This is a genomic window from Acinetobacter sp. YH16051 (assembly GCF_013417135.1).
In the GTDB taxonomy this organism is placed as follows: Bacteria; Pseudomonadota; Gammaproteobacteria; order Pseudomonadales; family Moraxellaceae; genus Acinetobacter; species Acinetobacter towneri.
Window position 1 is genome coordinate 77,768 of sequence record NZ_VPEN01000002.1, and the last position, 11,344, is coordinate 89,111.

Below are 11,344 nucleotides of genomic sequence, written 5' to 3' on the forward strand. Positions count from 1 at the left end.
AATTTAAACCTGAACAGCAGCTTGAGTAGAAGATGAAGCAGTGGGTGATTGTTCATCAGACGCCAAGAAATAACAGCTGTTTAAATTGACAGAAACATAGACTTGTTCAGCGGGCTGAATATCTTGAAGATGACTGACTTGCGCCAAAAGAGTGAGATCGTGATCGCGTAGTTTTAGACGCAGTTGTTGCGCATGTCCCATAAAACTTGATGACACAACGCTTGCGGGCAACGCATTTTCACTTGGTGTTTGGCTGACACGCAATTGATGCGGGCGGAAGCAGCAGACCAGTGAATCTTGAGCGTTTACATGTTCTGGTAAATCAATCTTGCCAAATACAGTGTGAATTTCTTGCTGCTTGATGCGCGTTGGAATTTCATTCAACGAAGAAAAATATCGTGCAGCAAACAACGTTTTCGGCTGTAAATAAAGTTGTTTCGGTGAACCAATTTGAATAATTTGCCCTTGATGCATCAAAATAATTTGATCGGCAATTTGCAATGCTTCTTCTGGGTCATGTGTCACGATAACCGTAGTCGTTGCAGTTTGTTTGAGGAGTTGAATGGTATTTTGACGAATTTGATCACGCAGACGATGATCCAAATTTGAAAAAGGTTCATCCATCAACAAAACTTGCGGTTCTGGTGCTAAGGCACGTGCTAAGGCAACGCGTTGTTGTTCGCCGCCCGAAAGTGTATATGGATAGCTGTCTTGATGATGCAACATGGAAACATGCGCTAAAGCTTGTTTGGCAATGGTTTCCCGCTGCTTGGTGTTTCCAAGCCTGCAATCAGACGTAGCATTGTGGTTTTGCCGCAGCCTGAATGACCTAATAAACACACAATTTGTCCACTCATCGCTGACCATGTTGCTTGTTGCACTGCAAAACGCGAACCAAACTTTTTACTGAGCTGTTGGATCGTCAAGACATTGGCAGGTTGAGCAGCGTACGCATTCATAGTTTATTCACACGACAAATTTTGTGCTCAAATGATAACTAAGAACTCTTCTCATGTAGAGTCTTTTTATCATTTAGAATGTAAATGATGTAGTTTTTGCTACAAAAAGTTGAAATATCAACTGAAAACAATAGGTTGGAATTTAAATTATTTTAAGTGCAGCACTTTATTTATGGGCTATTAAAAGGGGGGGCTTAAAAGCAAAAAGTTACTGCCGAAGCAATAACTTTTCAATTTTTAGAAATCTGTACTATGCGTACTATGCAAATTAAGGTTTTTTCGCATTAAGCACTCTAAATAAAATGTACATCAAGACCACCCATACAGGAATCATAATGACTGATTCTTTAAAGCCTTGAGTCCACATAATATAAAGTACCACTGCAATAAACGCTAAAACCAAATAGTTGCTAAATGGTGACCATAGCGCAGGGAACTTAGTTGGAATCGCTAATTTTTTCAGTGTGCTGGTAAATTTAAGGTGAGTCAAACTGATCATCGCCCAGTTTAAAACCAATGCACCCACAACAATATACATGAGGTGGCTTAAAGCTTCTTCAGGTACAAAGTAGTTCAACAATACACAGCCGAAAATTAATACCGCAGAGAATAATACTGCTGGAATTGGCACACCTTGTTTATTCACTTTTAGGAAAATTTTTGGTGCGTTACCTTGTTTGGCTAAACCAAACAGCATACGGCTGTTGGCATACATCCCACTGTTATACACAGAAAGTGCCGCAGTCAAAATCACGAAATTCAGTAAGTGCGCTGCCCATTCAATGCCCATTTGACTAAAAATCATCACGAATGGACTTTTATCTAAACCACCTAAATCTAACTGATTCCAAGGCACTAAAGACAATAGAATGGTGAGTGAACCGATATAGAAAATTAGAATACGGAACACCACTTGGTTAATGGCTTTAGGAATGGTTTTTTCAGGATCTTGCGCTTCTGCGGCAGCCATACCAATCAACTCAATGCCGCCAAAGGCAAACATGAGGAATGCAAGCATGAAGAACAGACCTTCAAAGCCATTCGGGAAGAACCCCCCATGCGCCCAAAGGTTGCTGAATGATGCGGTTGAATTGGCATCTGCAGAAAGTAAGAGATATAAACCAAACACAATCATCGAAACCACAGCAGCGACTTTAATGATTGCTAGCCAGAACTCTGATTCACCGTAGAACTTTACATTGCCCAAGTTAATAATGGTAATCACAATGAAAAAGAACAGTGCCGATGTCCAAGCAGGAATATGCGGCCACCAATAGTTAATGTATTTGGCAACTGCGGTGAGTTCTGCCATTGCCACCAAAATATACAAAATCCAATAGTTCCAACCTGCTAAAAAGCCGGGGAATTTACCTGCATATTTATAGGCAAAGTGACTGAATGATCCTGCAACGGGCTCATGAACAATCATTTCCCCCAATTGGCGCATAATTAAAAATGCAATAAGACCACCAATGGCGTAACCCAAAATAATAGAAGGGCCAGCAGATTGGATGACCTGCGCGGAACCTAAGAATAAGCCTGTACCAATTGCGCCACCCATGGCAATCAATTGAATATGGCGGTTCTTTAAGCCACGCTGAAGTTGTGAAGACTCGTTGTTCAAAGTATTCAGCCCGACAATGAAAAAGTGACAAGATTGTAATAGATCAAATTTCATTAGCCTAGTAGCTAGGCAATAATGAAATAAATTTATAATAAATATTAAAATATTTTATGGTTTTTATTTGTATAAAAGATAAGTGAATCAATATATTAATTTTATTTTTGCCTTATAAATCAAGATGACTGGTTAGGGTGAAATTTACCAAATGTTGTTTTTTTATACTTAAGTCAAGACCGCGATACCTTTTGAATAAAAACCGTTATGATGCAAAAGGGTCTTTTTATATGGCCATAACAATCAAAAAACAAGGGAATAAAATTCATGCGTTTTGCACCACAAGTTAAAATTCCAGCAACATATATGCGTGGCGGTACCAGTAAAGGTGTATTTTTTAAACTTGATGATTTACCTGCAGCAGCGCAGCTGCCAGGCAAAATTCGAGATCAAATTTTATTGCGTGTGATTGGCAGTCCAGACCCTTATGCCAAGCAAATTGATGGAATGGGCGGTGCAAGCTCAAGTACCAGTAAAACCGTAATTTTAGCCAAAAGCACTCAACCCGATCACGATGTCGATTATTTGTTTGGGCAAGTTTCGATTGATCAGCCATTTGTCGATTGGAGTGGCAACTGCGGTAACTTAACAGCTGCAGTCGGTGCATTTGCGATCAGCAATGGCTTGGTTGATGCCAGTAAAATTCCACAAAACGGCATTTGTACCGTACGTATTTGGCAGAAAAATATTGAAAAAACCATTATTGCGCATGTTCCAATGACGCATGGTCAGGTGCAGGAAACGGGTGATTTTGAGTTGGATGGCGTGACTTTTCCTGCCGCAGAAGTACAAATTGAATTCTTAGACCCTGCCGATGATGGCGAAGAAGGTGGGGCGATGTTCCCAACTGGAAATGTGGTGGACACTTTGCATGTGCCAGATATTGGAACATTCCAAGCGACCTTTATTAATGCGGGTATTCCAACAATTTTCCTAAATGCAGAAGAAATTGGTTATACAGGCACAGAACTGCAAGATGCAATCAATGGTGATGCACAAGCTTTGGCACGTTTTGAAACCATTCGCGCTTATGGTGCTAAACAAATGGGTTTGATTCAGGAAATTGCTGAAGCTGAAAAACGCCAACATACGCCAAAAATTGCCTTTGTTTCTGCGCCAAAAAGTTATGTATCTTCAAGTGGTAAACAAATTCAGGCTGAAGATACCGATTTATTGGTACGTGCATTGTCGATGGGTAAATTACACCATGCCATGATGGGTACAGCAGCAGTCGCGATTGGTACAGCTGCAGCCATTCCGGGAACATTGGTCAACTTGGCTGCGGGCGGGGGAGAGCGTGAAGCAGTGCGCTTTGGACATCCATCAGGTACGCTTCGTGTGGGTGCGCAAGCCGTGCAGGAAAATGGACAATGGCAAGTCAAAAAAGCTGTGATGAGCCGTAGTGCACGTGTATTAATGGAAGGTTGGGTGCGTGTACCTGCGGAAACATTAGAATAAGTTTTGCTTCGAACAGATTTGGGGTTTGTTGACATTTCATAAATGGCTTGCGCTGTAGGCTAAAACTGAGCAGATCAGGCATGAAACGCAGGGAATAGTGGGTCTATTGCCAAGTTTCATAACGCAATCTGAGAAAGTTTTAGCCACAGCCTTTCAGGACAAGCATATTTTTTGCTGCTATTGCGTTATGTGCCAGTCATTTAGAATGACTAAATTTCCTGTCCCATGCCTTATATCAGCTAAAAAATATGCGTTGTCGCAAACATAGATGAAGTGTCAACAGACCCTAATTAACTACATATAGCCTCTATCTCGATAGGGGCTTTCTTATGGCTGAAATGTTATATCAGTTCAGTTAAGGCTTAAAAAACTTTGAATTACAGGTACAATGCTGCAACACAGGCAGCTTACTGCTTATTAGACATGAACCAACCACTCGAGGCGAATGTGTCATCACTTCACGATTTACAGGCGCATGCATTAACCGCAGCCCAACAACGTATTCAGCAAGACTTGCTTACCGCTTTAGAGGCTTTTGCATTGCCAGAACCGTTAAAGTCTGCCGTGCATCATGCCGTCATGTTGGGTGGAAAACGTGTTCGCCCTGCCTTGTGTTATGCCACCGCAGCATTAAGACCGAATCAAAACTCTGCTGCGGTACGCCGTGCTGCAGTTGCGATTGAGCTGATTCATTGCTATTCATTGGCACATGATGACTTGCCGTGTATGGACAATGACTTGTTGCGTCGTGGGCAACCGACGTGCCATGCAGCGTATGGTGAAGATACAGCATTGTTGGCAGGCGACATTTTACAGTCGATGGCATTTGAAATTTTAGGCAGTCGTTTGTTTGATCAGGCTGTTGCAGTAGATCAAGGCATTGTGCTCAAACAGATGCAAATTTTAGCCACCGCTTCTTCAAAAATGGTCTGTGGTCAGGTTTTAGACTTGCAGTCTGAAGGTAAACAGGTAGATCAGGCGACTTTGGAAAATATCCACCGTAATAAAACAGGGGCGTTAATTTCTGCAGCGGTGATGATGGCCGCTGTGACCGTGTTTGATGGACGAGATAAAGCGATTCCGCAATTGCGTGAATATGCGCAGGCAATTGGTTTAGCCTTTCAGGTACAAGACGATATTTTAGATATTATTTCGGATACTGAAGTGTTAGGTAAAACTGCCGGGAAAGATGAACAAGTTGAAAAGTCGACCTATCCTGCACTCATGGGCTTGGAAAAAGCACAAGCTTATGCACAAGAATTGCACGATCAAGCCTTTGCTGCGTTGGCATATTTTAAAACTGATACCGTCTTAGAGTTACAGCAAATTTCCGAGTTTTTATTGTCACGTAAAAGCTAAATTATTCTAGATGGAGGGCTTGTGGCTCTCAATACTCAAAAGCGAGCAGATGCTCGCTTTTTTGTGCTTTATGAAAGTGTTGGCTGTTTTAAGCAACACACTTTAATGCAGATTCTATACGGCTTTATTCTTGTAGCGTTGCATCAGGTGGTAAAATTGCTTTGCCTTGTTTTAAGCTGTCTAAAGCCTCGCGGTTAAAATCTACCAACAAAGAATTATTTTGTGGATCAATCGCATAACGGCTAATTAATTTTTGATCGCCTTGTAAGGTTTCAAGGCGGTATTCATCTGCAATATTCATAATGCCGTCTAAATTAATGGTGGCAGATGCTTTGTCTTGGCGAAATAACTCGTAAATATCACGCAGGTCAAAAATTGCATTTTGTGCGTCAGGATGTTTTTCAAAATAATTTTGCAAATGACGAATAAATAATTGCGCAAACATAAAGTAATTTGGTTTGTGGGTATAGTCTAAGCTCATGTGTTTACTCCTTATTATTCAAATTTTTAATGCTTACTAGGAATAGCACACTCTGGGTGAAAAATTAAAGAAACTCAGGGTCTAAGTTGCAAAAACTACACAAAATTTTGTGCGGCTTAAACTAAGCTGAAACCTGAAGTTGCGATGATCTCTCTATAAATTTAAAAACTTTGCAACGAACCGCTCAATTGGTGTTTTGGAAAAAATAATCACAACTGACTTATCTATTTGTTAAAGCGATTAAGAGCCCTACGGAGTAGTGGAATTCTAAAATATCAAGTATTTGAATAAAAAATCATCCGAAAGACTAAGACTTATGAACTAGCAAGTGAAATCATAAATCAGGTACAATTGGCGTGATTAATTTTGTGTTTGGTGTATTTGAAGGCCAATACATACATTCTTTGTTAATAAATAGGCCTGCCAGGAGTTATCCCCGCATGAGTGCCATTACTCCATACGAATGGGCAATTATTGCCTTCGTGATCGGCGTTACATTTTTATGCGTCTTTATGCTGACCGTTCCTTTACTCCTTGGGGGTAAATCATGGGGGCGTGCGAAGCAAGAGCAGTTTGAGTCGGGTGTTGTAGGTGCTGGTGGAGCACGTATCCGCTTATCTGCAAAGTTCTATTTGGTTGCAATTTTCTTCGTTGTTTTCGACTTAGAAGCACTTTATCTATACGCATGGGCAGCTTCTGTTCGTGAAGTAGGTTGGGTGGGCTTTGCAACGGCTGCTGTATTTATTTTAGTTTTACTCGTTGGCTTAATTTATGAATTATCAACTGGTGCGCTGAACTGGGCTCCATCTGATAAGCGTAAAGCAGCAGGGATTAAACCTAAAATTGGTTCGCCAAATATGGATCTTGCAGAAATCACACGCTTTAACTCAATTGAAGAATTGGTAACGGACCCTACCGGTCAAATTCCAGCTCAATCCTCTGGTCGTGTAAAAAAATCTGCGACTACCTCATCTGACAAGGAGTAACTCGGGATGAAATATACCTTAACCCGTGCGAATCCCGATGCTGATCAATATCCACTTCAAGAGCGTCAGATCGTAACCGATCCGCTTGAAGAAGAAGTGAATAAAAATGTGTTCATGACTCGTTTAGAGGACTTGGCACATACAGCAGTAAACTGGGGACGTAAGAACTCAGTTTGGCCGTTTAACTTTGGTACATCGTGCTGCTACGTAGAGTATGCGACGACCTTAACAGGTGTGCATGACTTGTCACGTTTTGGTGCAGAGGTTATTCGTGCTTCACCGCGTCAGGCAGACTTGATGATTGTTGCAGGTACGTGTTTTGTGAAAATGGCACCTGTAATTCAACGTTTGTACGAGCAAATGCTTGAGCCTAAGTGGGTAATCTCAATGGGCGCATGTGCAAACTCAGGTGGTATGTACGACATTTATTCAGTTGTGCAAGGTGTGGATAAAATCATTCCTGTGGATGTGTACATTCCGGGTTGCCCACCACGTCCTGAAGCATTAATCCAAGCATTGATGTTATTACAAGACCAAATTCAATTAGAGCGTCGTCCGTTGTCTGCGGTGATTGGTGATGATCTTAAGCCAGTATATAAGCCGAAGATGATGCCAGAACGTGACCGTAAGAATGCGCAGCGTATTGCGGTGAAAAACTTACGCTCTATGGATGAAATTAAATAATTTAAACGTACAAATATTGATGCACCCGACGGGTGTAGTTGTCGTTTAGGTTGACTGAATTTGTATTAAATAGGAAGCCAAGCCAATGGCTGAAACTGACATTGCTATGCCAGAATCAACAGCAGTTGATTCACGCCCAGCATTTGCAATTGTAGAAGAGCTCAAAACCAAATTTGGTGAGAACTTCTATGTGCAAACGACTTTTGAAGATTTTCCAACAGTCTGGGTTGAGCGCGCACGTGTACAAGAAGTTTTAATGTTCTTGCGTACAGTGTCACGTCCATACGTGATGTTGTTCGACTTGTCTGCGGTAGATGAGCGTTTGCGTACTCACCGCGATGGTCTACCTGCGTCTGACTTTACTGTGTTCTATCACTTGTTATCGCTAGAGCGTAACACGGACATTCGTATTAAAGTTGCGTTGAATGAGAGTGATCTCAATATTCCAACAGCAACCAACATTTGGCCAAATGCCAACTGGTACGAGCGTGAAGCTTACGATATGTTTGGTATCAACTTCGAAGGGCATCCAATGCTTCGTCGTATCTTGTTGCCAACATATTGGGAAGGTCATCCGTTACGCAAAGAGTATTCTGCACGTGCAACGGAATATACACCGTATATGCAGAACCAAGCCAAACAAGACTTCGAGCAAGAACACCTTCGCTTTGTGCCTGAAGATTGGGGCTTAAAGCGCGGTAATAAAGACGAAGACTTCATGTTCCTGAACTTGGGTCCTAACCACCCATCTGCGCACGGTGCGTTCCGTGTAATTTTGCAGTTGGATGGTGAAGAAGTGAAAGACTGTGTGCCAGATATCGGCTATCACCACCGTGGTGTGGAAAAGATGGCTGAGCGTCAAACTTGGCATTCATTCATTCCTTATACAGACCGTGTGGACTACTTGGGTGGTTGTGCGCAAAACATGCCGTATGTCATGGGTGTGGAACAACTGGCAGGCATTACTGTGCCAGACCGCGCACAATGTATCCGTGTCATGATGTCGGAATTGTTCCGTATCAATAACCACTTATTGTTCATTGGTACTGCAATTCAGGATGCGGGCGGTATGACCCCTGTATTCTATATGTTCGCAGACCGTCAAAAAATCTACGATGCGATTGAAGCTATTACGGGTTACCGTATGCATCCAGCATGGTTCCGTATCGGTGGTACCGCACACGACTTACCAAACAACTGGCAACACCTGATTCGTGAAATCTTAGAGTGGATGCCAAAACGTATGAACGAATACTACACTGCGGCATTACGCAACTCGGTATTCATGGGTCGTACGCAAGGCGTAGCGCAGTATGATGCGAAATCTGCCTTGGCTTGGGGTGTGACAGGTACTGGTTTACGTGCAACAGGTATCGACTTTGACGTGCGTAAATACCGTCCATACAGTGGTTATGAAAACTATGACTTCGAAGTACCTGTAGAGTACGAAGGCGATGCTTACGCACGTGTACTGGTTCACTTCCGTGAAATCGAAGAGTCATTGAAAATCATCAAACAATGTCTAGATAACATGCCATCTGGTCCATATAAAGCAGACCATCCATTGGCTGTTCCACCACCAAAAGACAAGACATTACAAGATATTGAAACCCTGATTACGCACTTCTTAAGCGTGTCTTGGGGTCCTGTAATGCCTGCTGGTGAAGCATCTGTAATGGCAGAAGTGGTGAAAGGTGCATCGAATTACTACTTGACTTCAGATAAGTCAACGATGAGTTACCGTACCCGTATTCGTACACCAACTTTCACGCATTTACAGCAAATGCCTTCTGTGATTAACGGCAGTCTGGTATCTGACTTAATCATTTATTTAGCGACCATTGATGTCGTAATGGCAGACGTGGATCGCTAAGGGGTAAACGCATTATGATGATTTTGACTGATAAAAAGCCACGTGTGAATGTTGAAGGGATTTTGACTGCGGAAGAAATCCATGAAATTGAACATCACATTGGTCATTATCCGTACCCACGTGCAGCATCTTTAGATGCCTTGAAGTGTGTACAGCGCCGTAATGGCTGGGTAGATGATGCGCAGTTAAATGCGATTGCACAGCTTCTAACCATCAGCGTTGCTGATTTAGAAGGTGTTGCAACATTCTATAACCGTATTTATCGCCAGCCTGTAGGTCGTCACGTGATTTTATTGTGTGACTCGATTGCATGCTTCCTGATGGGTGCAGAAACACTTGCAGAAGCATTCCAGCGTGAATTAGGCATTCAGTTTGGTCAAACGACTGCAGATGGTCGTTTCACGTTATTGCCAATTTGCTGTTTAGGAAATTGCGATAAGGGCCCAACCTTGATGATTGATGAAGATACTCACGGTTTAGTTGAGGTGACATCGGTGCAACAGTTATTGGAGAAGTATGTATGAATACCGAACCAAGACCAATTTATGGTGACGGTAACCCAGAAACGCATCCATTAACTTGGCGTTTAAGCAAGCAAGAGCACGTGCGTAATGCAGATGATTACGAAGCACTAGAAGGCTATGCAGGCTTTAAGAAAGCGATTTCTATGCCGCCTAAAGATGTGCTTGAAGTCATTAAAGCTGCGACAGTGAAAGGTCGTGGTGGTGCAGGCTTCCCAGCAGGGATCAAATGGTCACTGATGGCACCAAACGACAATTCAGGTCCACGTTACCTGATTTGTAATGCCGATGAGATGGAACCGGGTACTTTCAAAGACCGTTTGTTGATGGAAAAACTTCCACACCAACTGATTGAAGGTATGCTGATTGCTGCGTACACGCTTGAAGCAACCCACGGCTATATCTTTATTCGTGGCGAATACATCGAAGCTGCACAGTACTTAAATGAAGCGATTGAGCAAATTCGTGCCAAAGGTTATTTGGGCGAAAACATTTTAGGTACCAACTGGGGCTTTGAGCTATACGTGCATACAGGCGCAGGTCGTTATATCTGTGGTGAAGAAACCGCATTGATTAACTCGCTTGAAGGTCGCCGTGCAAACCCACGTACTAAACCACCATTCCCGCAAGTTGCAGGGGCATGGGGTCGTCCAACGATTGTCAACAACGTAGAAACCTATAATAACTTACCTGCAATCATGTTACGTGGTGCAGAGTGGTATATCGGTTTATCTGCAGGAAAATCGAAAGACCCTGGCACAAAAATTTATGGTGCTTCTGGTAAGGTGAAATTCCCAGGTTTATGGGAACTTCCATTTGGTACGACTGCACGTGAAGTAATTGAAGACTATGCGGGTGGCATGCGTGATGGTTTGAAGCTAAAAGCATGGTTACCGGGTGGTGCATCTACCGACTTCTTGGCAGCAGAACACATTGACTTGCCAATGGATGCAGAAAGCATCATGAAGGCAGGTTCACGTTTAGGTACGTGTTTGCTTATGGTGGTCGATGAAACCCAGTGTATGGTTTCTGCAACCCGTAACTTAGAAGAATTCTTTGCGCGCGAATCATGTGGTTTCTGTACCCCATGTCGTGATGGTTTACCGTGGGCTGTAAAAGCACTCAAAGCAATTGAAAATGGCGAAGGGAAAGAAGAAGACATTCAACATCTTCAAGAACTCACCAAAAAATTGTGGATTGGTAAGACCTTCTGTGCTCACGCACCAGGTGCGATGGAGCCATTAATGGGCGCACTCAAATATTTCCGTGGCGAGTTTGAAGCAAAAGTGGCAAATAGCCGTCCTGCTGCTCAAGCTAGCAACGTAGAACAAGCTTAAGGAATTCG

General features: G+C 42.6%; 9 protein-coding genes and 1 pseudogene. 7 read left to right on the forward strand and 3 right to left on the reverse strand.

Annotated features, from left to right (window positions below; all coding sequences use genetic code 11):
• Positions 1–3: 3 nt before the first annotated feature.
• Together FTV41_RS02200 and FTV41_RS02205 are read right to left on the reverse strand one after the other, a co-directional pair.
• Positions 4–959, reverse strand: a pseudogene (locus FTV41_RS02200) (ABC transporter ATP-binding protein).
• Positions 960–1,227: 268 nt separating this feature from the next.
• Positions 1,228–2,583, reverse strand: coding sequence for an amino acid permease (locus tag FTV41_RS02205; protein WP_171287414.1), 1,356 nt, complete (start codon positions 2,581–2,583; stop codon positions 1,228–1,230).
• 321 nt (positions 2,584–2,904) lie between these two features.
• Here FTV41_RS02205 and prpF point away from each other — a divergent pair, with 321 nt between their 5' ends.
• Both prpF and FTV41_RS02215 read left to right on the forward strand, forming a co-directional pair.
• Positions 2,905–4,095: a 2-methylaconitate cis-trans isomerase PrpF gene (prpF, locus tag FTV41_RS02210; protein ID WP_096901795.1), complete on the forward strand. Its 1,191-nt coding sequence runs from the start codon at positions 2,905–2,907 to the stop codon at positions 4,093–4,095.
• 423 nt (positions 4,096–4,518) lie between these two features.
• Positions 4,519–5,454, forward strand: coding sequence for a polyprenyl synthetase family protein (locus tag FTV41_RS02215; RefSeq protein ID WP_178866902.1), 936 nt, complete (start codon positions 4,519–4,521; stop codon positions 5,452–5,454).
• A gap of 124 nt (positions 5,455–5,578) precedes the next feature.
• Here FTV41_RS02215 and FTV41_RS02220 read toward each other — a convergent pair whose 3' ends face one another.
• On the reverse strand, positions 5,579–5,935 hold the full coding sequence (locus FTV41_RS02220; protein ID WP_096901797.1) for a hypothetical protein: 357 nt from the start codon (positions 5,933–5,935) through the stop codon (positions 5,579–5,581).
• Positions 5,936–6,375: 440 nt separating this feature from the next.
• Between FTV41_RS02220 and ndhC the strand changes: the two genes are divergently transcribed.
• The 5 genes from ndhC to nuoF all read left to right on the forward strand — a co-directional run bounded on the left by ndhC (position 6,376) and on the right by nuoF (position 11,336).
• Positions 6,376–6,921 (forward strand): NADH-quinone oxidoreductase subunit A, encoded by a 546-nt coding sequence (ndhC, locus tag FTV41_RS02225; RefSeq protein WP_004975445.1) that lies wholly within the window; start codon positions 6,376–6,378, stop codon positions 6,919–6,921.
• 6 nt (positions 6,922–6,927) lie between these two features.
• Positions 6,928–7,605, forward strand: coding sequence for an NADH-quinone oxidoreductase subunit B family protein (locus tag FTV41_RS02230; RefSeq protein WP_004975447.1), 678 nt, complete (start codon positions 6,928–6,930; stop codon positions 7,603–7,605).
• Between the two features lie 85 nt (positions 7,606–7,690).
• Positions 7,691–9,478, forward strand: a complete 1,788-nt coding sequence (gene nuoC, locus FTV41_RS02235; protein WP_004975450.1) for an NADH-quinone oxidoreductase subunit C/D — start codon at positions 7,691–7,693, stop codon at positions 9,476–9,478.
• A 14-nt stretch (positions 9,479–9,492) separates the two neighbouring features.
• Entirely contained in the window at positions 9,493–10,002 is a 510-nt protein-coding gene (nuoE, locus tag FTV41_RS02240; RefSeq protein ID WP_004975451.1) for an NADH-quinone oxidoreductase subunit NuoE, read from the forward strand.
• Positions 9,999–11,336: an NADH-quinone oxidoreductase subunit NuoF gene (gene nuoF / locus FTV41_RS02245; RefSeq protein WP_004975453.1), complete on the forward strand. Its 1,338-nt coding sequence runs from the start codon at positions 9,999–10,001 to the stop codon at positions 11,334–11,336. The genes nuoE and nuoF overlap by 4 nt, the downstream gene beginning before the upstream one ends.
• Positions 11,337–11,344: the final 8 nt, after the last annotated feature.